Here is a 20,795-nt window from a genome sequence, read left to right on the forward strand (position 1 = left end):
TCCAGCACACTCGGCTTTCAGCTGCCACAAACGGGACCAGCTGTCACACCGACGCCGGTCGGCGTATTGCAGTTTTCACCACCGAGGGTACAAGTGTCGGGCATCTGACCTGCCACTACGCCATCCGGCCCGGTCCCACGGGCGTCACCTGCATTGCCCGGCCCACCGGCTGGGCCACCCGTCACGCAGATACGCCGACCGGCAGGAGTCCGCTGATGACCGCGATCCACCCAGCCGCCGTGACGATCCGTACCGCCGGAGTGGACGACCTCCCGCAGGCCGCCACCCTGCTCACCGAGGCGTTCCTGATTGCGCCGGTGTCGCAGTGGCTGGTCAAAGACCTGGAGGCGCGGGCAGAGATCTTCCGGACGCTGTTCACCATCGAACTCGATCACGCCATCCGGGCCGGCGGTACGGTGCACATCGCCGGCCAGTTCAGCGGGGTCGCGGTCTGGCACCCGCGCGGGCGACGTACGCCCACCGAGCCGGAGACGGTCAGCGACCACGAGCTTCAACTCCTCACCGCGACAGGGCGGTGGCAGCCCCGCTTCGCCGCGTTGGGCCGAATCCTGGCGGCACACCATCCGTGGCAGCCGCACTGGCATCTGGCCTACCTGGCGGTGGCACCGTGGCGGCAGGGCGGTGGGTTGGGCAGCGCGCTGCTGCGGCACCACCACCGCCATCTGGACGGCTACGGCACCCCTGGTTACCTGGAGGCGACCACGCCCCGCAACCGGGACCTCTACCTGCGGCACGGCTACCGACCGCACGGACCGGTCCGGCTGCCCGATGGCCCGCCGATCTGGCCGATGTGGCGCGAGCCCCGGCCCCGGAGCGTGGCCAGCTGACGGCGGTACGCCTGGCCGGGCGACACCGACGGTGCGGACCACCCGCTAGCATGGATGCCATGTGCACAGGTACCGGTTCCCTGAGGCTCCGCGCCGCCGCCTGACGGCAGCGCGTACCTTCACCCCTCTCTCCGCTGCCGTCCCAGGCGTCCCCGCCGGGCGGCACTTCCAGGTGCCTTCCGGCTCTCGATCCGAGACCGCGGAGAACCCCGTGCCTACGCAGCACCCTGATGCCACTGCAACCGCCAGCACCGCCAACCCGGCCGACGACCAGATTCCCGCCGAGGCCGGCGATCTTCTCCCCGCCCGCGAGAACGCCCAGCTCACCGCTGCCGGGCTGACCGTCGTACGCGGTGGACGGGTGGTTCTCGACCAGGTCGACCTCACCGTCGCCGCCGGCACCCGGCTGGCCGTCGTCGGCGAGAACGGCCGGGGCAAGACCACCCTCCTGCATGCCCTCGCCGGGCGGCTCACCCCCGACGCCGGTACCGCGCACCGCGTCGGCACCCTTGGCCTCGCCGAGCAGGAACTCGACTGCGACCCCGAATCGACTGTCGGCGACCTGCTCGACGCGGCGCTCGCCGCCCCGCACGCCGCGCTGGCCGCCTTCACCCGGGCCACCGCCGACCTCGCCGACGGGGTGCCCGGCGCCGACGAGGCGTACGCCACCGCGTTGCACCGGTGTGAGGCGTTCGACGCATGGGACGCCGACCGGCACCTGGACGTCGCCATCGCCGCACTGGACGCGAGCCGGGACCGTGACCGGGCGTTGGCCACCCTCTCGGTCGGGCAGCGGTACCGTATTCGGTTGGCCTGCCTGCTCGGCGCGGATCTCGACCTGCTCCTGCTCGACGAACCCACCAACCATCTCGACGGCGGCGGACTGGACTTCCTCACCCGCCGGCTCGGCGAGCACCGGGGCGGCGTGGTCGTGGTCAGCCACGACCGGGCGCTGCTGGCCGACGTCGCGAACCAGGTGATGGACCTCGACCCGAGCCGGGATGGGCGGCCGCGCAGCTACGGCGGCGGATACGCCGGCTGGCGAGAGGGGCGGGTCCGCGAGCGGGCCCGCTGGGAGCAGGAGTACGCCGCCCAGCAGGATGATCGACGCCGGCTGCAGGAGGCGCTGGCCCAGGCACAGACCCGGCTGCGTACCGGGTGGCGCCCGGACAAGGGCACCAACAAACATCAGCGGCAGACCCGGACCCCCGGTGTGGTCCAGGCGGTGAACCGGCAACGGGCCGCACTCGAGGCGCACCAGATAACCGTGCCGGAGCCACCGCTTGAGCTGCGCGTGCCACGGTTGGGCCGGGCCGGGTCGCGCCGCACCGGCCCACGCCTGGTCGTCACGGTCGACGTCACCGTGGCCGGCCGCCTCGAAACGCCGATGTCGGTGGACCTCGGGCCGGCGGACCGGTTGCTGGTCACCGGGCCGAACGGGGCCGGCAAGTCGACGCTGCTCGCCGTGCTCGCCGGCACCCTGGAGCCCACGTCCGGCACCGTACGGAAATCGTCGGACACCCGGGTTGCGCTGGTGACTCAGGAGTCGCCTCGGCTGGCCGACGCCGACTCGGCGGCCCGGGCGTACGACGACCACGTGGCCCGGTTGATCGCCCATGGGCGGTTGGCGCAGGCCGAGGCCGTCCCGCTGGCCGGCCTCGGCCTGCTCGACCGTGCGGCCCGCAGTACGCCGGTGAGCCGGCTGTCCACGGGTCAGCTGCGCCGGCTGGAACTCGCGACGCGCCTCGCCGAGCGCCCCGATCTGCTGATCCTCGACGAGCCGACCAATCATCTGTCGATCGCTCTGGTGGACGAGCTCGTCGCGGCGCTCGACGCCACCGGCGCGGCGGTGGTGGTCGCCTCGCACGACCGTCAACTGCTGCGCGACCTGCACCACTGGCCCCGGCTGGCGGTCGGAGTCGGGTGAACGGACTCCTACGAGCAGCAGCCGCCCGCAGGCGAGCTGATTGATCCGACGGCTGCGGGCTCCGCCGAGGTCTCCGAGGCGTCGGCGACGCCGGACGCGCCGATGTCGTCGGAGTCGCCCTTGACGACGTACACCTCCCATGGCTCGTTGCCTGGGCCACGGACCCACACCTTGTCTTGCAGGGCGTAGCAGCAGGAGGTGTCGTTCTCGGTGAGGGTGATCAGGCCGGCCTCGGTGAGCCGGTCGGTCGCGGCGGTGACCTGCGCGCCGTCGAAGACCTCGACCCCAAGGTGGTCCAACACGGTCGGCTGGTCGGGGGCACCTTCGAGCAACACCAGCTTCAGCGGTGGCTCGGCGATCGCGAAGTTGGCGTAGCCAGGCCGCCGCTTGGCCGGCTCGACGCCGAACAGCTTCCTGTAGAACGCGACCGACGCTTCCAAGTCGGCGACGCGCAGGGCCAGTTGGACACGGGACATCCCGCACCTCCCAGGTTGATTAGACGAGCATCTAGACAACGAGCTTGCGGGCTGACTCGACGATTGTCAAACTAGACGAGTGTCAAGACAAGAGTTGCCGGTCGTGCTGGACGCGTCGAGCTGCTGCCCCCCGCTGACCGACCAGGCGCTTACCGACGACGCGGCCGCCAGCCTGGCCCGCGGCTTCAAGGCCCTCGGCGACCCGGTACGGCTGAGGCTGCTGTCCCTGATCGCGTCCCAGGCCGGCGGCGAAGTGTGCGTCTGCGACCTGACGGACGCGTTCACCCTGACCGGGCCGACGATCTCGCACCACCTCAAGGTGCTGCGCGAGGCTGGTCTGATCGACTGTGAGCGCCGCAGCACCTGGGTGTACTACTGGATCGTCCCGGCCCGGCTCGCCGCCCTGTCCCAGCTGCTCGACGTCCCGATCGCCGCTACCGGAGTCACCCGATGACCGTTACCGGAGCGCCCCGGTGACCGCCGCCGACGAGGCACCGCCGATGATCCTCGCCCCGATGTCCGACGCGCACCGCGACGCCGTACTCGACATCTACCGGCTCGGCATCGCCACCGGCAACGCCACCTTCGAGATCGAGCCGCCTCCCTGGGACAGGTTCACCGCCGCCCGCCCGCCGGACCACCGCTGGGTCGCCGTCGACCCCGCCGCCGGGGTGCACACCGTCCTCGGTTGGACGGCCTGCGCCCAAGTCTCGGACCGGTGCGTCTACGCCGGGGTCGTCGAGCACTCGGTCTACGTCCACCCCGATGCCCGCGGGCGCGGCATCGGCCGGCTGCTGCTCCAGCAGTTGATCGCCTCGACCGAACAGGCCGGCATCTGGACCATCCAGTCCGGAGTCTTCCCCGAGAACACCGCCAGCATCGCCCTGCACCACGGGTGCGGTTTCCGTACCATCGGCACCCGCGAACGCATCGGCCGTCATCACGGCCGCTGGCGCGACGTCGTCCTCCTCGAACGCCGCAGCCCGATCATCGGCTGACCTTCCGACCGGCGGCGCTACGGGTCGGGCCGGTCGCGGATGATCGGATCGGGCCGCAGAAGTCGGGCGCCGCCGAGGTGGCCTCGGCCAGGCTGAACGGCGAAGGGAGGCCTCGTGATCTCGGCACTCAACCGTCTGGTCGACCTCGTCGAAGAGCACCTGACCGAGGAGTTCGACGTCGACGCGGTGGCCGGCAGGCTCGGCACGACCGAGTACCACCTGCGCCGGATGTTCTCGTCGCTGGCCGGCATGCCACTGTCCGAGTACATCCGCCGCCGCCGGATGACCGTCGCCGCCGCCGACCTCGTTCGCGGCGGCGACGATCTGCTGAGCATCGCCGTCCGGTACGGGTACGGCTCGACGGAGGCGTTCGGACGGGCGTTCCGGGCCGTACACGGTGTCGGCCCGGGTGACGTCCGCCGCTGCGGAGGCCCCCTTCGCACCCAGTCACAGCTCAGGTTCCGCCTGACCGTCGAAGGGAACACCCCGATGCACACCCGAATCGTCGACCGGCCCGCGTTCCGGCTCGTCGGACACGCGGCCCGGGTCCCGCTGATCCACCACGGCGTCAACCCGCACATCCAGCGGCACATCGCCGCGCTACCGGCCCAGGAGCACTCCCGGCTGAAGTCGCTCGGCAACGCTGAGCCGGCCGGACTGCTGCAGGTCCTCCACGACCTCAACCCGGACAGCACCGAGGGCAGCGAGCTCACCTACCTGCACGGGGTCGCCATCGACACGGACACGGCCGTACCCACCGACCTCGAAACCCTCGAGGTGCCGGCCGGCACCTGGGCGGTGTTCCGTACCGCCGGGCCGCACCCGCAGACCCTGCAGGCCGCCTGGGCCGCGACCGCCACCGAGTGGTTCCCGTCAAACCCGTGGCGGCTGCGGCCCGGTCCATCGATGGTGGCCTTCCTCGAACGTGCCGCCGACTTCAGCACCGCCACCTGCGAGCTGTGGCTGCCTGTCGAACCGGACTGACGGGCAGGCTTGACGGACGGAGCTGACAGGCCGGACGGCAGTTGCACGGACGGTCACGTCGCCGGGTCCGGCGTATCGGCCCGGTCGCGCCGACGGCGACGCAGCAGCCGGGCGACCAGTACGGGCAGCAGATGCAGGACGACGACGAGCATGCCGGCAGGCACTGCCAGTTGACCGATCGAAAGTCCGTGCAGCGCCAGCACCAGTGCCGCGCCTCCGGCGGTGACCAGCGCGCCGCCGGACGCGCGGAGCAGCACCCGGCGGGCCGGTGGGGCGTCATCGGCCCCGTCGGGCGCTGTGGCCCGCCGCGACGTCAACGCCCCGACCACCGCCCAGACCGCGATCAGGGTGGCGAACTGCAGTGCCCAGACGGCGGTCGTCGCGACGCTGGCGTGGTTGGTGGACGTCGGCGCGGCGGCCGTCGTCACCGCGAAGACGACGAAGGCCGGCGGCCAGGTGAAGACGTAAACGAACACCGCCGCCCGTACGGCCGTCGCCGGCCTGGCCTGCCGGTCCCGCAGCGGCAGGACCTGCTCGGCGATACCGACCCGCACCTCGTCGGACGCCCACACCAGTCTGCGGTCCGGACCGGACGGAGGCACCGGTGGAACGGGGCTCGACATGCCGACAAGACTAGCCACCAATCGATCCCATTAGGTACGCGGGCACACCGGCCAGGTACGTGTCACGCCAGTGGGTCGAGGTGCCGCCGCAACTCGGCCGCGAACCGGGCGCTGACCTTCGCCGGGGCCAGATCCTCGGCGTGGTCGCGGACCGCCGCGCGGACCGACTCGGCACGGTCCCACGCCCCGCCGGACTCGGTGATCGTCTCGGCGGTCTTGTCCGCATCGGACAGATCGAACCGGCGCAGCGCGGCGTCCGGCAGCAGGCCACCGACGGTGGTGCCGGCCGACACGTACGCCGGCAGGCCGAATCCGGCGGTCAGCGCCAGCGCGCCGGAGTTCAGTGACGACCGGTACGGGTAGACGGCGGCGTCGGCCGCCCGCAGGAAGTACTGCACGTCGGTGTCGGGTGCGAAGCCGGGATGGAAGATCACCGCCGGGTGCTCGGCGGCCCGGCGCATGAACTCGGGGCCGCCGGCCTCCTCGCGTACCTTGCCGGCGACCAGCCAGCGCAGCCGCGGGTCCTGCCGGACCGCGACGTCGAGCGCGTCGAGAAAGTCGCCGTGCCCCTTGTACGGCCGGACCTGCCCGAAGGTGACCAGCACCCGGGCGCCGAGCGGGATGCCGAGGTGGCTGCGCGCGGCGGGCCGGTCCACCCAGTCCGGGTAGGCACCGGCGAAGGTGGGGTGCGGGGCGATCACCACGCGCCGTGGCTCGGCACCGAAGGCATCGCGCAGGATGTCGAGGTGGCTGTCGTGCATCAGGTGCACCACGTCGGCGGCGGCGAGCATCACCTGGCGCAGCCGGGTTTCGGTCGCCCGGTGCACGGTCTCGTGCGGGAGCAGGTTGTGCACCGTCCAGACCAGCCGTACGCCTTGACCGCGGAGGGTGTCCAGCCGCTTGGCGAAGACATCGACCGCCGCCTCGGCCTGGCTGGTGGTGGTGCAACCGGAGGTGACGTCGTAGAGCCAGTGCACGTGCAGCACCCGGCCGATGCCGTCGGGCAGCGCGGGCAGCAGTTTGTCCAGCTGGTCGAGCCGGCGGACCCGGATCGGCGTCAGGTTGTGCCGGGCGAACCGGCTGTACAGCAACGACTGGTACGGGTTGGCCATGTCGACCGGCCAGTGCAACCAGGCGACCGGGGGGCGGTCGGTGTCGGACCAGTCGGCGGCGGCCAGCGCGCTCAACGCGTCGTCGAGCAGGTGTCCGGCCGAGGTGCCACGGCGCCAGGGAACGATCACGGCTGCCCACCGTACCGTGCGCCGGTGCCGGCGGCGACCGCTCGGGCGACGGATGCGCTGGCCAGGTCGCCGGCGCGCACCTCGGTGACGCCGCCGGTCGCCGCGAATCGGGTGAGGACGCTGGCGGTGAGCTGGTCTCGCAGGTCGGACGGCAGCCCTGCCCAGGCAGGACGCCAGTAGGACAACGGTGCGGGTCGGCCGGTGACGGTAGCCTCGATCGGGGCTGCGGGATCGGGTCGGTGCAGGGTGAGCCGGACCGCGTCGCCGACCAGTCGACCGGCGGGCGGCGGGTCGGCGACCGGGGCCGGTGCACCGACGCCGACGGACCGGACCCGCCGCTGCTCGGTCTCGTTCGCCGCCCCGCGCTGCACCAACCGGAGCAGGGCGGCCGTCACGCCGGGACGATCGCCCTTGCGCTCGGCGATGCCGGCGATCAGACGAACGTCGCTCGCAGTAACGTTCGGGCTGTAGAGTTGCGCCGCCGGCCGGCCGGCCCTGCGCTGCAACCGACCGACCATCCGCCGTGCCGGACGCAGCACGCGACGTACTCTACGCATAAGGGTCACCGATCCAGATTACCCAGTCGTGACGTGAGGTGAACGCGGTGCCATCCCCGACGGTCAGCGTCGTCGTGCCGGTCTACAACACAGAGAAGTGGCTCGCGGAAGCGCTCGGATCGATCGAACGCCAGCCTGGCCGGGACCTGATCGAGGTCGTCGTGGTCAACGACGGCTCGACTGACGGGTCAGCCGAGATTGCCCAGCGGTACGCCGACCAGGCCACCGCGGTGCGTTACGTGCGGCAGGACAACGCCGGACTCGGCGCGGCCCGCAACCACGGCGTACGCCTCGCTACCGGCCGCTACCTGGCATTCCTCGACTCGGACGACATCTACCCAGACGGGGCGCTCAGTCACCTGACCGGGCTCGCCGATCGCCACGAGGCGGCGATCGCCGTCGGCGACATGCAAGGGCTGCCGCCCCGGCCGAACCCCGCCTGGCGGCGGGAACTGCTCGTCGGCGAGCGGGTGGTCGAGCACATCGCGCACGCCCCGGATCTGGTCGGCAACCCGTCGGCCTGCAACAAGATCTTCCGCCGGGATCTGGTCGACGCGGTCGGCGTCCGGTTCACCGAGAGCACCACGTTCGAGGACGTGTTGTTCACCATTCCATTACTGGCCAGATCACCCCGGACGATCCTCACCCCCCGGTTGAGCTACCTCTACCGGCAACGGGGGGACAATTCCTCGCTGATGGACTCCCGCAGCCAGCCGGCCCGGATCATGCAGCACCTGACCATCATCGAGCGGCTCGCCGACGAGGTGCGTGACCTGCGCCCGGACGACCGCGAAGCGGTGCACCGATGGATCGCCTACGTGCAGCTGCACTACGCGTGGCGGGCGGCCGCCGGCTGCGACGACGACCAGCTCGCCGAGTTCACCGCCCGGATGCACAGCCTCTTCAAGGACATCCCGATCCATCTGGCCAGCGAGTTCGTCGGCAACGCCGGGGCCGGGTTGCGCGCCGTCGCGATCTACGAGCAGGATGCCGCGACGGTACGCCGGCCACGTTCCAGTCGACCGCTGCGGGTGAACGCCGGCCAGCCTTACCTCGGGCACCCCGACTTCGACACCTATCGTGATCTGCTCCGGATTCGTGAGGTGACGGTCAGTGTGCAGGGCCTGCGCGGCAGTGGGCCGGGTACCGGTCCGACAGTCACCGTCCAGGGCACGGTGCGCTGTGCCGGCATCGACGGTGAACCCGGTCAGGTCCGCTCCGACCTGCTGCTGGAGATCGGTGACGGACTGCTCCGCCAACCGGTCACCGTCGAGTACCGCAGAAGCAACGATCTGCGCTGGTCCTGCCGGCTGGCCGCCGGCGAGCTGGCCCCCGGCCGGTACCCGGTCCGGCTGGTCGTCCGGGACAGCGGCCGCGAGTACGCCGTACCACCGGGTCCGGAGCGCGGCGGGCGGGGCACCCTCGGCACCCGACCGACCCGGGTCGGCACCCGGGTGCTCTGGCTGACGCCGGACTCCGCCGGGCCGACGCTGGTCGTCACCGACGGCACCGCCGGCACCCTGGCCCGCAGCCCGCAGTGGCTGTCCGAGATGGGTGCCCGGCAGAGCCGGAACCTGCTCCGCCGGGCATGGCGGACGGCCCGGTCCGGTCGGCGGCGGCTGACGTCCCGCCGTACCGACAGCTGACCGACCACCGGCCGCCCGCCCCACCTCAAAATCAGCTGGCGGCCGGCGGTGCCGGCTCGCCAAGCAACGCGCGGCGGACCACCCGCTCGGCGGCGTGCCCGTCATCGAGGTGGCAGAACCGCCCCCGGAACTGGGTCCGGGCCTTGGTCGCGGCATCGTCGTCGACCGCTCCGGTACGGAACACGTCCAGCAGGTGGCCGAAGGTGGTGGCGACCGCTCCCGGCGGTTCCGCGGTGATGTCGAAGTAGACGCCCCGCGCCATCGCGTACGCCGCGGCGTCCGGCGCGTAGATCACGATCGGTCGGTCCAGGATCGCGTAGTCGAACATCGCCGACGAGTAGTCCGTGATCAGCACGTCGGCGGCGAGGTACAGGTCCTCGACCACCGGATGCGCCGACACGTCGCGGACCCGGCCGCTGGCCGGGGCGTTGGGCGCCCGGCCGGTCCGCTGCCGGTCGTGGAAGTAGTGGCTGCGGATCAGCAGCCAGGCGTCCGGGCCGAGGACCTCGGCGAAGGCGTCGGCGTCGAAGTCGGGCCGCCAGCCGGGCTGGTGTTCGCGGTGGGTCGGCAGGTAGAGCACCACCCGCTCGCCGGCAGCGATGCCGAGCGCCTCGCGGGCAGCGGCCACCTCGGCGGCGGTGGCCAGCGCCAGCCGGTCGTTGCGCGGATAACCGGTGTCGAGCGACTCAAATCCGGCCGGGTAGGCGCGCTCCCACATCTGGGTGGAGAAGTGGTTGGCGCTGACGCTGTAGTCCCACCGGTCCACCCGGCGCAGCAGCAGGGAGAAGTTCATCGAGGTGGCACCGATCGGGTGCCGCTGCTGGTCCAGGCCCATCACCTTGACCGGCGTGCCGTGGTGGGTCTGCACGTGCACCGAGCCGGCCCGCTTGCGCACGTAGTCGGGGAAGTTCACGTTGTTGATCAGCCACTTCGACCGGGCCAGGGCCCGGTAGTAGCCCCGGGTGCCGGCGACGACGTACGGCACCCCGGGCGGCATGCTCGCCGCCCGGTCCCGCCGGACCACCCAGACGCTCTTGATCTGCGGGGCGATCTGCGCCGCCTTGGCGTGGATCGCCGCCGGGTTGCAGCTGTAGCCGCGATACCAGTACGCGGCGTACAGCGCCAGCGACTCGTCCATCGGCAGCCGCAGCTGCAGCCGGTAGTAGCCGCGCAGCAGCGTCCGCCGGCCGGCCCGGGCCAGGTTGATCAGCCGCCGCTTGACCGGCCGGCCGAAGCGTCGGGCGATCGAGGGCAGCTGCTTGCGGACCTGCTGACCGACCCGCAACGCGGCGAAGGTACGCCACCGGTTGGCGGCCAGCAGCCGCCGCTTCAGCCCTTCCACGCCGTCCGGCTGCGGATAGCCACCGGCCGGCAGCCGCCGCTGGTAGTCGGCGTGTGCCCGGGCGAAGAACTCCCGGTGCAGCTCGCGGGGCAGCCGACCGCCGTGTCCCAGCACCATCAGATAGTGGGAGATCATCAGACCGAACAGCTCGGGCCGGACCGGATCGGCCTGCGGGCCGCGGGCGTCCAACCAGTCGAAGGTGTGGCTCCAGTGGTCGAACATCTCGAAGTGCCGGGCGCTGCGGGTCCGGGTGATCGCCCCGGTGCGGCGCTGCCGGTAGTTGACGCACGCCCGGTCGAGTACGGTGATCCGCTCGGCCGCGACCAGCAGCGGGAAGGTGAACGACACGTCCTCGTACCAGCCCGTCTCGAACCGCAGCCCGAGATCGACCAGGAACTCCCGGCGGGTGACCTTGTTCCAGGCGGTGTGCAGGACCTTGAGCGTCTCCGGCCGGGTCCGTACGTCGAACACCTCGGCGCCGGGCGAGGTCGGGAACGCCTGGCGCAGCGCGCTAGCCGCCTGGTAGTTGTTCCAGAAAACCCGTACGTGGTCGACGATGAGCACGTCGGGCGTGGTGTCCCGGAGCCGGTTGGCGACCGCCCGCAGCGCGCCATCGGTCAGCCAGTCGTCGCTGTCCAGGAACCAGACGTACTCGCCGGTCGCCGCGTCCAGGCCGGCGTTTCGGGCCTTGCCCAGGCCGACGTTGGCCGGCAGCGACAGCACCGTCAGCCGGGGGTCGCGGGCGGCGTATTCGGCGAGGATCTGCCCGGAGGTGTCCGGCGAGCAGTCGTCGACCGCGATCACCTCGACGTCGGTGAACGACTGCCCGAGGATGGAGTCAAGGCACTCCCGCAGGTAGCCCTGCACCTTGTACACCGGCACAACGATACTGATCAACGTCATCGGTCATCACCTGCGATCGTGCCGGCGGGGCGGCCGGCGGGGTGGAGGGAGGGAGCCGGACCGGCCGGCATGGCGGCCGGCGGCCGGCGGGGTGCCGGAATCCGGGCGACGGCGCCCGGCGGGCGATGGTCCGCTGCTCGATCCGGTGCTGACGGCCGGTGGTCGAGCACCGCGGTCACGAGGAAGTGCAGCAGCAGGTAGCCGGCGAACGCGGCAACAACACCGGTGGTCACCGCGACCGGGGTGACCGTCGCGGGCAGCCCGGGGGCGGGCAGCATCGGTGCGGCAGCGGCGGCGGCGAGCAGCAGTATTCGGCCGTCCCAGCCGAGGCTCCACCGGCGCAGCGGCGGTCCGTCGAGCCGTTTCTCCAGCCGGGCGGTGAGATCGTAGTGGTGCAGGGCGAGGATCAGCAGCAGTCCGTAGGTGACCGCGGCCGGCACGCCGGCGACCACGCCGGCCGCGACGACGAAGAGAAGTTCGGCCGCCCGCAGCGCCGCTGGCACCAGCCAGTCGAGCGCGCCGGTTGCCGGCCGGGCCGCGCTGGCCGAGCCGGCCGCCAGCAGGGCCGCCGCGCCGACGAGGACAGCACCGGCACCGGACAGCGTGCCGGTCGTGGTCAGGGCCAGCAGGATCGCGGCGGTCCCGGCGGCGGCCACCGCGAGGGGAAACTGCCCGGCGGGGGACCGACCGGTCAGCCGACCGGCGATCCCACCGGCCACGAAACCGTCGTCGCGGTAGTTCGCGGTGTCCACCGCCGCCAGCACCGGGACCCGCATCGACCGGGCCCGCAGGGTCCGCAGGCACAGTGTCCAGAGAACCGCGATCGCTCCCCAGCCGAGTACGGCCCACAGGCTGACCAGCGGGCCGAACAGCACCACGGTGACGGCGATCAGTGCCCACCGCTCGCCGATCGGGAAGACGATGGTCCGTTTCGCCCAGTAGATCGGCGAGCGCGGCGCGGCGAGCACCCGGTCGGAGGCCTGGCTGAGCCGACCGCCGACCCCGGCCACCGACGCGCCGGTGGCCGGCTGGCTCCGCGGCCGGTGGGCGGCTTCGTCGTGCAGCGCCCCGTACCAGGCGTCGGTCATGTGCCGGACGGTCTGCAACACGATGGCGGCGGTAGCCAGCACCCACCCGTCGGCCGCCCACCCGTCGGCCAGTCCTGCCTGGTGTACACCGACGCCGAGCCCCGCGTAGACCAGGTACTCCTTGCCCCGGTCGGCGATGGTGTCCAGCCAACCGCCGAACGCGCTGAACCGGCCGGTGTAGCGGGCCAGTTGGCCGTCGACGCAGTCGAGCACGAAGCCGAGATAGAGCAGGACCGCGCCGAGCAGCAGCAACGGCCGGTCACCGACGGCGAACAACAGCGCGGCGGCGGCGGCGAACGCGACCGAGATCGCGGTGACCCCGGTCGGGCTCAGCCCGATCCGGGCCGCGACCTTCGCAACTATCGGCGACCAACTGCTCACGAAATAGGTGGCGAACAGGTCGTCCTGTTCCTTGACCACCAGGCGCAGGCGGGCCCGGTCGGGGTCGACGGCACGGATCCGGGCCTCGGCGTCGGACAGACCGACCGGGTCGGCCACCCGCCGGGCCACCAGGTGCCGCAACGGGTACGCCCCGACGGCTGCGCCGTCGGCGACGAACTCGGCGAGGATCGCGTCCAGCGGATGGGTGCCCGGGGGCAGCCGCCGAGTAGCGGCGGCCCGGGCCGCCGTGGCCAACGCGGACAAGTCACCGACGCCGACCCGCAGTACGCCGCCGAAGAGCGGGAGCCGGCCGGCGCCGGCCGAACTGGCACCGGCCGGGTCGGTGGTGGCTGGGTCAGTGGTGGCTGGGTCGGGGGTGACGGCGACGATCCGACCGCGCAGAGCGCTGACGGCGGCGGCCCGACCGCCACCGGATCCGTCCACAGCGGGCAGCAGCAGCGCCCGGGTGGTCTCGGCCGGCGCCACGGAGAGCAGTCGAATCACCTCGGTGTGGGCGACCACGTCGGTGGCGCACAGCAGAACCGGCCCGGCGGCCCGCTCGACGAGGTCGGCGACGGCGGCCGGCTCCGCCGTCCGTACCTCGGCGGCGCCGGCCGCAACGAGCTGCTCCCGGAGGCGATCGTCAAGCGACAACCCACTTACTGTGTGCAACTCTCCGGCATCGACGCTGGTCGGGGTAGCAGGAGCCCGGTTCGCCGAAATCAGGATCGCCAGTGTCACATTCGCGCGCTTCCGTCTAGACGAGCGCGCGAGGCGCTCCGAGGGGTGTCGTCGCCCGAACCTGCCGACGAGGGTGGGGGCACCGTCGGCGAGGGCAACGCCGGCAAGATTAGCAGTCGGTGAACAATGCGGGTAGCTCGCACGTCCGTGAGATGACGCCGCTCTGGCTCGGCCGCTGAATGATCTTGAATCGGTCAGGGTAACGCCGTACGGGAGCCACGCCGCGAATCGGTCCGTGGACCGAGGTCACCGGGTCCCGGCGCACCTACCGTGGAATGTGGCAGACCGGCCAGCAACGACACCCCGAAGGAGCGCCCGATGAGCCGCAAACTGGTACGTCCCCGCAACGGACGGATGATCGCCGGCGTCTGCGCCGGGCTCGGCCAACGGTTCGGCATCTCAGCGGGAATGGTGCGGTTGATCTTCCTGCTCTCCCTGCTGCTGCCCGGCACCCAGGTGATCATTTACCTGGCGCTGTGGATCGTCATGCCGAACGAGGACCCTAACCTCGCCACGTCGTACTGAGCACCCAACCCGGGCACCGCCCGCCCGGGGGACGGCCGACGACGATCACCGACGGACCGTGACCACGACCTGTCCTGGCAGGTCGTCACGGACCACCCAGTACCGTTCGTCGAACTGGTCACGGTGGAACCGCAGGTCCTGCCAGATCAGCTCGTCGCCGTCCCGGGTCAGGACGAAGACGTCGATCGGCCCGAACGCGGTCGCCGCCGACTCGGCGGCGAACGCCGCCGGGTCCTCCTGGTCGGCCAGGTCGCGCAGCTCGGCCCAGCGTTCGTCCCACCGGGACAGGGTGCCCGCCGCGGTCCGGTCGTTGCTCAGGTAACCGGGCCACGGCAGGTACGAGAAGAGCCGTTCGTCGACGCTGAGCGTGACCCGGTCCGGGTCCGGCCCGGTGACCTGCTCTACCGCTCGACGTACCGGCTCGACCGGGAACCAGTCGGCGCGGCCGGTGTCGGGCGCGTACCGGGGATAGCCGCCACCGGGCAGCGGCTCGGCGTGCGCGGCCGTCGCGTACCTCGGACCGGAGCCGTTGGTGCCCGGCATCCAGTTCGTCGAGTAGACCGGCACCGCCCAGGCCAGCAGCACCGCCAGTGGCACGCCGGCCATTCCGACCGGCGGGCTGATCCGCAGCCGGCGCAGCAGCAGCGGCACCACGTGCACCAGGGTCAGTACCCCGGCGACGGCCAGCACCACGCCGTACAGCCGGGCCGTGTAGTGCGCGAAGGCGGTGTGCCCGGTCAGCATGAACCGCACCATCGACAGCAGCCGGTAGGCGAACGCGCCAGCGGCGATCAGCAGCAGCGGCCGAGCCCACCAGGTCGACCGGATCAGCCACACCAGCCCCACCAGGCCGGCCAGCTGCAGACCACGCAGCGGCAGGTCACCTCGCTCCAGGAACGGCAGCAGGCCATCGAGGTAGTACGGCGACACGAACAGGTCGGAAACCAGCTGCCCGCCGCCGGTAGTGATCAACGCCCACAGGTAGGGCAGCACGTACCACGCCGACGAGACGGTGGCGACTGCGGCGACCAGCAGCAGCCGCCGCAGGTACGCCCACCGGTCCGGCTCGGCCCGCCAGGCCGACCCGACGATCACCGCGAGGCCGAGCGCCGCGTAGACCAGCCAGGCCTGGTAGAGCACCACCAGCAGACCCCCGAGCAGCCCGGAGGCCAGCCAGTGCAGCCGGCTGCGCGGCGGACGGGTGAAGGTCTCCAGCACCCACGGGATAAAGATCATCAAAGCGAGGACCTCGTACGCTTTTCGCGGGTCGGACCAGGCCAGCACCCCCGCGCAGGAAATCGCCAGCGCCGTCCAGGGACCCACCTGGCGGCGCCACAGCAGGAAACCGACCAGCACCGACGCCGAGACGAACAGCACCTCGGCGTCGCCGAGCAACCGCCAGGCCGGCTGGTCGAGCAGCACCGCCGCCCGGCCGACCAGCCAGGCATACAGCGGCGGATACTCCGACGGCAGCCCGGACACCGTGGTGTCCGCGCTGGCCACGGTGACCGTGTACCGGGTGGCGGTGGCGGTCATCCGCAGCATGTCCCCGGACAGGCCGCCGAAGCCGAACGGGGTGCCGTACAGCGCGGCCCGCAGGATCAGCGCCAGCCAGGCCGAGGCCAGGCCGGCGCTCACTCCGGCCAGTGCCGGCATCGCGGCCGGCAGCCATCGCCGTACGGCGGCAGCGGCCAGTCCGCCGAGGCAGACCAGCAGCAGGCCGCTGGCGACCGGCAACGCCCGACCGGCCACCGTGAAGGGGTCGGCGCGCGCCACCGACGGCAGCACGACCGCCACCGGTGTGGCCACCAGCCAGGTCAGTACGGCGAGCAGCCCCGGCCGGCCGGCCAGTGACCGCGACCGGCTGGCCCAGGGCCGACCTGGCCCTGGCCCTGGCCCTGGCTCCGGTCTACGAGATCCGTCCGGATTGTCTTGCTCCGGGATTCGGCCCGATGCCTCCCGGCCGGGCGAACCTGCCTCCCGGCCGGGTGGCTCGCCCGTGCCGGCCGGGGATGTCTCGACAGTCATGGTGCTCCGCGGAACCGATCGTCGTCGTGACGCGCGCCGGCCGTGTCGTGAATCGGCGGGCCGTCCTGGTCAGTGGGTGCTGACGACCAGCGGGCCGAGCTCCGAGGTCTGCTGATCGGCCACGGCGACGGAGACCCGCCGCAGGCTGAGCAGGCTGGAGAAGAGCCCGGCGAAGATCAGTGTCGCGCCGAGGCCGATCGCGGTCGAGGAGGGCAGCACTACCCGCATGGTGTCACTCGCGTCCTGGGCACCGAAGCCGGTCGCCCCCCAGGTGGCGACCGCCAGGATGGTGCCGGCCAGACCGAGCAGGATCAACGCGATCCCGCCGGCCGTGCAGGTCTCCAGTCTGACGTACCGGCTCCACCGGTCGGACTGTCGCAGGTCGGTGATGCCCTCGTATCTGCCGTAGATCAGCGCGAACGCTCCGAAGAGCAGCAGCTGTGCGCCGGCCAGCATGGCGAGACAGGTGTAGACGAGGGTGCTGACGTCGAACCCGATCCCGCCGACGACCAACGGGCCGACGGCCAACGTGACGGTGCCGATCAGGCCGACCGTGAACAGCACCGCACCGGGCCAGATCAGCATCTTTCGGGGGGCGAACACCAGCAGGAACCGCAGGTGACGCCAGCCGTCCCGCCAGGTCCGCAGGTGGGGTGGCCGGCTCCGGCCGTCGGGACGGAGCGTGGTCGGAACCTCGGTGATGTCGTAGCCGTTGAGCGCGGCCCGGACGACCAGTTCGGAGGCGAATTCCATGCCCGGCATGCAGAGCTGCAACTGCCGGACCCGGTCCCGGTTGAAGCCGCGGATCCCACAGTGAAAGTCACCCACATTCAGGTTGAACAGCCGACGGCCGAGCCAGGAGAGCACCGGGTTGCCGAGATGACGGTGCAGAAACGGCATCGCACCGTCGGCTATACCGCCGCGGAACCGGTTACCCATCACCACGTCCCGACCGCGCCGCAATTCATGAATGAAAGGTCGAAGGTCGGAAAGGTCGTACGAGTCGTCGGCGTCGGCCATGATGACGTACCGACCGCGGGCCTGCTCGACGCCGTTGATCAGTGCTCCGCCGTAGCCGCGCATCGGGGCGTGCGAAACCCGGGCACCGGCGCGTACGGCGATTTCCTGCGAGCCGTCGGTGGAGCCGTTGTCGCTGACCAGGACCTCGCCCCGGACCCCGAGCTCGTCGAGAGACCGGCGGGCCTTGCGGATGCACACCTCCAGCGTCTCCGCCTCGTTCAGACACGGCAGAAGGACCGTGACCTCGACCTCGTCGTTGCGCACCGAACGCGCCACGGGTGCACCCCCGAATTAGAGACTGACCACAGTCAGGCCGCCGTACCAGTCATGAGTCAATTTCATTGTCTGGCCCGCCGTTATCGCGGATCCGGCCCTCGACTGCACTCTAGCGCGACCCACGCGGAACGAGTGCCCGCCCCTGGACAGAAAACGCCGGACCGAAGGATGATTCGGCCCGGCGGATCACCACCCTTTACGGGCGGTTTCAGCTTGCGAAATGGCTACGGCGTCACAAAGGTTACTGAGATTTCCTCGTATCCCAGAGAGCGCAGCAGCCCCGTCAGCATCTTGCGGGTGTTCTCCTCGGCCCGCCCGGCGATCCCGCTCTCCCGGGCGGCGGCCGCGATCCGGTCCTCGGCCAACTGGTAGACCTGCTGCCGCCGGTTCGGGTCACCGCCGAACACCTCACCGAGACGGTTCAGCAGGCCACGATCCTCGGCGAAGACGTAACTGTTGTCGAGATCGAGATCCGCTTCGGTCAGCTGCGGGGCCGGCAGCTCGATTTGCGCAGAAAGCCCATCCTCAGAGGTAGATATGGTTTCCTCACCGATTTGCCCAAAATCGACGTACGCCTCGACCGTCCCGACCCCGACGAACAGCGTCCGTTCGTTGAGCAGGAAATCGGGCACGTGCCGTCGGTCCTGCTCAAGGTCGACGACAACCTGATAGTTGCCCTCCGCCGCGACGAACCGGCTGAGATCCTGGATCGACTGCAGCACCGGCGGCTGGGTGCGATCGGTCTCCTGTTGGGCAAAGGGGTTGCGCCAGCTCGGCAGCAACCCGGCGGCCTGGGTCGACAGCAGCAGCACCACGACCAGGCCGACGATGGCGGCGAGCCCGAGCAGCCCGCGCCGACGTCCGCCGGACTCCGCCGGCGGCTTAGCCGGCCCGACCGGCTCCGGCGTACCGTCGGGATATTCCGGAAATTCCCGAGTAGGAGTGTTGACATCGCCGCTACGGGACATCCACATCACCGTCCTCACCAGACGCCGGCCCACCGCCGGGACGTCTGGACTCACCGTACGGCCCCGGTACGACAACCGCATCCGGAGCCGGCCGGCGGGCAGGGTCAGCCGGCGGCCCGCTGCTGGATGAGCAGGTACACCCGGGCGTGGATCTGGTTGCGCTGCTGAAGCGCGGCCCGCAGGGCACGGTGCAGGCCGTCCTCCAGGTAGAGACCGCCGTTCCACTGGACCACGTGCGGGAAAAGGTCGCCGTAGAACGTCGAGTCCTCGGCGAGCAGCTTGTCCAGCGCCAGCTCCCGCTTGGTGGTGATCAGCTGATCGAGCCGCAGCGGGCGGGGCGGAATCTCTGCCCACTGCTTCAGGGTCAGACCGTGCTCAGGGTAAGGACGACCGTCCCGCACCGCTTTGAAGATCACGACGGCGCGCTCCTCCCATGTCGCCTACCGAACCGTCTGTCTGCCGAACCGCCACCCGCCGGCCGGACGCCACCGTACGCCAGCGCGTCTGCCAGCGTAGCGACCTGCCGCGACCGATCGGAGCGATCCTGTGGCCCGTACCGCAGCGTCACCGCCCGCAACCGGCCCCGGTCAACCGTTCCACCGGCCACGATGAACCACCTCGTCGACCGGACGGCGACCGCGACGCAGCGACGGGGAACGCGTGTCGGGTGCCCGGTAGCCGACGGTGATCGCACCGATCGGGACGAACTCGTCCGGCACGCCGAACGCCTCCCGAAAATTCGGTGTGCGCTCCGGCGGGATACCGAAGAAGCAGGCTCCGAGCCCTTCGTCCACGGCGGTCAGCAGCATCAGCAACGCCGCGAACCCGGTGTCGATGTGCCAGTACGGCACCGGCCAGCGCGCCTCGTCGCGGTCGGTCCAACCCTTGTCCGGCTGGGCATACCGGTCCAGGTACGCCGACCGGTTGGCGTGCGGGACGATGATCAGTGGTGCCTGGGTCATGCCGGCCAGCCAGCGGCTGCGCCGCTCGGTGTCCGGGTCCGCCGCCACCGGGGTGGTCGCCGCCCAGAACGCCGCCCGGTCGTCCGGCCGGTCCAGCACCAGGAATGCCCAACCCTGGGAGAACCCGGCCGACGGCGCGTGAATGGCGTGCTCCAGCAACCGGTTGACGATCTCGGGCGGTACCGGGCGGTCCGGATCGTAGTTGCGGACCATCCGCCGCCGACGTACCGCGTCGCGGAACTCCATCACCGGCCCTCCGGTCCCGGTCCCGCCGGCTCCTGCCCCGCCCGGATGCCCCAGCTCGCCTGCCAGGTCTCGGCCGGCGCCAGAACGATCAGATCCCGCCCGGACCGGAACGCGTCCGGCGGGCAGGTCATCGGCTCGACCGCCACCGACCGCCGGTAGCGCGGCTCCGCCAGAGTGTCCCCGCTGAACAACTGCCACCAGCCAAAGGCGGCATCGGCCCAGATCGTCACGCCTTCCGATCCATCCTGGTTGGACAACCGGACCGCAGAGCCGCCCGACGAATCCCGGTCAAGATCGCCGAACGCGGTGTCCAGCACCACCGGACCGATCCGCCGCGGCTTGGTGAAGTCGTACTCGCCACCGGCTACCTTGGCCGCACCGATCGGCAGCAGTCGGCCGTCCACCAGCAGCCGGCTGCGGGCCGGCAGGTGCAGGGTCAGGTCGTCGACGGCGGTGTCCGGCAGCCGCAGGTACGGATGGACCCCGAGCCCGAACGGTGCCGGCTCGGCGCTGGCGTTGGTCACCTGATGGGTCACCCGCAGTCCGTCGGCGCCGACCGCCCAGCGGGTACGCAGCACCAGCGACCACGGGTAGCCGGGTTGTGGGAAGAGGGTGCAGCCGACCACCACTTCGTCCGCTGTCTTGCTGATCAGTTGCCAGGGCAGCCAGCAGACCAGCCCGTGCAGCGCGGTGTGCCGGTCCGGCTCGGACAGGTGCAGCTGCCGGGTGACCTCGGCGAAGGTGTAGCGGCCGTCGCGAATCCGGTTCGGCCACGGAGCCAGAACCTGGCCGGCACTGCCGACACAGAGCTCGTCCTCGGCGTACCCGTCAACGTAGTCGACCCCACCGGCGCGGTACGCCCGCAGCCCGCCACCCACCTCGACCACGACGGCCTCGTGCCCGTCCGCCGCGATCGTCCACTGCGCTCCGGACGGCGGGCCCGGACGTGCATCGACGTTGTCCATGCGGCGACGATAACGGTTCAAACCAGCTCGCGGGTCACCCGCCGACCAAT

At 71.3% G+C, this 20,795-nt stretch carries 19 protein-coding genes; 7 read left to right on the forward strand and 12 right to left on the reverse strand.

Features of this window, described 5'->3' with window-relative positions; translation table 11 throughout:
• Positions 1-215: 215 nt before the first annotated feature.
• Both ACFHWT_RS03280 and ACFHWT_RS03285 read left to right on the forward strand, forming a co-directional pair.
• Positions 216-848, forward strand: coding sequence for a GNAT family N-acetyltransferase (locus ACFHWT_RS03280; RefSeq protein ID WP_416593067.1), 633 nt, complete (start codon positions 216-218; stop codon positions 846-848).
• Positions 849-1,059: 211 nt separating this feature from the next.
• Entirely contained in the window at positions 1,060-2,775 is a 1,716-nt protein-coding gene (locus ACFHWT_RS03285; RefSeq protein ID WP_416593068.1) for an ATP-binding cassette domain-containing protein, read from the forward strand.
• An 8-nt stretch (positions 2,776-2,783) separates the two neighbouring features.
• On the opposite strand, the gene ACFHWT_RS03290 is transcribed toward ACFHWT_RS03285, so the two are convergent.
• Entirely contained in the window at positions 2,784-3,251 is a 468-nt protein-coding gene (locus tag ACFHWT_RS03290) for an ArsI/CadI family heavy metal resistance metalloenzyme (RefSeq protein WP_416593069.1), read from the reverse strand.
• 79 nt (positions 3,252-3,330) lie between these two features.
• Between ACFHWT_RS03290 and ACFHWT_RS03295 the strand changes: the two genes are divergently transcribed.
• The 3 genes from ACFHWT_RS03295 (at position 3,331) to ACFHWT_RS03305 (ending at position 5,233) form a co-directional block, all read left to right on the forward strand.
• Complete coding sequence (locus tag ACFHWT_RS03295; protein ID WP_416593070.1) at positions 3,331-3,705, forward strand: ArsR/SmtB family transcription factor; 375 nt, start codon at positions 3,331-3,333, stop codon at positions 3,703-3,705.
• Between the two features lie 46 nt (positions 3,706-3,751).
• Positions 3,752-4,249 carry a GNAT family N-acetyltransferase gene (locus ACFHWT_RS03300; RefSeq protein WP_416593155.1) on the forward strand — a complete coding sequence of 166 codons (498 nt, stop codon included), beginning with the start codon at positions 3,752-3,754 and terminating at the stop codon, positions 4,247-4,249.
• A gap of 114 nt (positions 4,250-4,363) precedes the next feature.
• Positions 4,364-5,233, forward strand: a complete 870-nt coding sequence (locus ACFHWT_RS03305; protein ID WP_416593071.1) for an AraC family transcriptional regulator — start codon at positions 4,364-4,366, stop codon at positions 5,231-5,233.
• Positions 5,234-5,286: 53 nt separating this feature from the next.
• Here ACFHWT_RS03305 and ACFHWT_RS03310 read toward each other — a convergent pair whose 3' ends face one another.
• The 3 genes from ACFHWT_RS03310 to ACFHWT_RS03320 form a co-directional block, all read right to left on the reverse strand.
• Positions 5,287-5,856, reverse strand: coding sequence for a hypothetical protein (locus tag ACFHWT_RS03310; protein ID WP_416593072.1), 570 nt, complete (start codon positions 5,854-5,856; stop codon positions 5,287-5,289).
• 62 nt (positions 5,857-5,918) lie between these two features.
• Positions 5,919-7,097 (reverse strand): glycosyltransferase, encoded by a 1,179-nt coding sequence (locus ACFHWT_RS03315; protein ID WP_416593073.1) that lies wholly within the window; start codon positions 7,095-7,097, stop codon positions 5,919-5,921.
• Positions 7,094-7,636 (reverse strand): hypothetical protein, encoded by a 543-nt coding sequence (locus ACFHWT_RS03320; protein WP_416593074.1) that lies wholly within the window; start codon positions 7,634-7,636, stop codon positions 7,094-7,096. The genes ACFHWT_RS03315 and ACFHWT_RS03320 overlap by 4 nt, the downstream gene beginning before the upstream one ends.
• Before the next feature lie 65 nt (positions 7,637-7,701).
• On the opposite strand from ACFHWT_RS03320, the gene ACFHWT_RS03325 reads away from it, so the two are divergent.
• Positions 7,702-9,300: a glycosyltransferase family 2 protein gene (locus ACFHWT_RS03325; RefSeq protein ID WP_416593075.1), complete on the forward strand. Its 1,599-nt coding sequence runs from the start codon at positions 7,702-7,704 to the stop codon at positions 9,298-9,300.
• A gap of 31 nt (positions 9,301-9,331) precedes the next feature.
• On the opposite strand, the gene ACFHWT_RS03330 is transcribed toward ACFHWT_RS03325, so the two are convergent.
• Positions 9,332-11,545 (reverse strand): bifunctional glycosyltransferase/CDP-glycerol:glycerophosphate glycerophosphotransferase, encoded by a 2,214-nt coding sequence (locus ACFHWT_RS03330; RefSeq protein WP_416593076.1) that lies wholly within the window; start codon positions 11,543-11,545, stop codon positions 9,332-9,334.
• Positions 11,542-13,668, reverse strand: coding sequence for a DUF5941 domain-containing protein (locus ACFHWT_RS03335; protein WP_416593077.1), 2,127 nt, complete (start codon positions 13,666-13,668; stop codon positions 11,542-11,544). Before ACFHWT_RS03335 ends, ACFHWT_RS03330 begins: the two co-directional genes overlap by 4 nt.
• 405 nt (positions 13,669-14,073) lie before the next feature.
• Between ACFHWT_RS03335 and ACFHWT_RS03340 the strand changes: the two genes are divergently transcribed.
• On the forward strand, positions 14,074-14,280 hold the full coding sequence (locus ACFHWT_RS03340; protein ID WP_416593078.1) for a PspC domain-containing protein: 207 nt from the start codon (positions 14,074-14,076) through the stop codon (positions 14,278-14,280).
• Between the two features lie 45 nt (positions 14,281-14,325).
• Here ACFHWT_RS03340 and ACFHWT_RS03345 read toward each other — a convergent pair whose 3' ends face one another.
• From ACFHWT_RS03345 to ACFHWT_RS03370, 6 genes are all read right to left on the reverse strand, one after another.
• The gene (locus ACFHWT_RS03345; RefSeq protein WP_416593079.1) at positions 14,326-16,077 is read right to left on the reverse strand and encodes an arabinofuranosyltransferase; all 1,752 of its coding nucleotides are present in this window, start codon (positions 16,075-16,077) and stop codon (positions 14,326-14,328) included.
• Between the two features lie 300 nt (positions 16,078-16,377).
• Positions 16,378-17,604 (reverse strand): glycosyltransferase family 2 protein, encoded by a 1,227-nt coding sequence (locus ACFHWT_RS03350; RefSeq protein WP_416593080.1) that lies wholly within the window; start codon positions 17,602-17,604, stop codon positions 16,378-16,380.
• Positions 17,605-17,828: 224 nt separating this feature from the next.
• A complete protein-coding gene (locus ACFHWT_RS03355) occupies positions 17,829-18,605 on the reverse strand; it encodes a DUF4230 domain-containing protein (RefSeq protein WP_416593081.1) in 777 nt (258 codons plus the stop codon).
• Positions 18,606-18,676: 71 nt separating this feature from the next.
• On the reverse strand, positions 18,677-18,988 hold the full coding sequence (locus ACFHWT_RS03360) for a type II toxin-antitoxin system VapB family antitoxin (RefSeq protein ID WP_123606308.1): 312 nt from the start codon (positions 18,986-18,988) through the stop codon (positions 18,677-18,679).
• Between the two features lie 171 nt (positions 18,989-19,159).
• A complete protein-coding gene (locus tag ACFHWT_RS03365) occupies positions 19,160-19,780 on the reverse strand; it encodes a nitroreductase family protein (RefSeq protein WP_282234490.1) in 621 nt (206 codons plus the stop codon).
• Positions 19,780-20,745, reverse strand: coding sequence for an aldose 1-epimerase family protein (locus ACFHWT_RS03370; protein WP_416593082.1), 966 nt, complete (start codon positions 20,743-20,745; stop codon positions 19,780-19,782). The genes ACFHWT_RS03365 and ACFHWT_RS03370 overlap by 1 nt, the downstream gene beginning before the upstream one ends.
• Positions 20,746-20,795: the final 50 nt, after the last annotated feature.

This window comes from Micromonospora sp. LOL_021 (genome assembly GCF_048060215.1).
Classification (GTDB): domain Bacteria; phylum Actinomycetota; class Actinomycetes; order Mycobacteriales; family Micromonosporaceae; genus Micromonospora_E.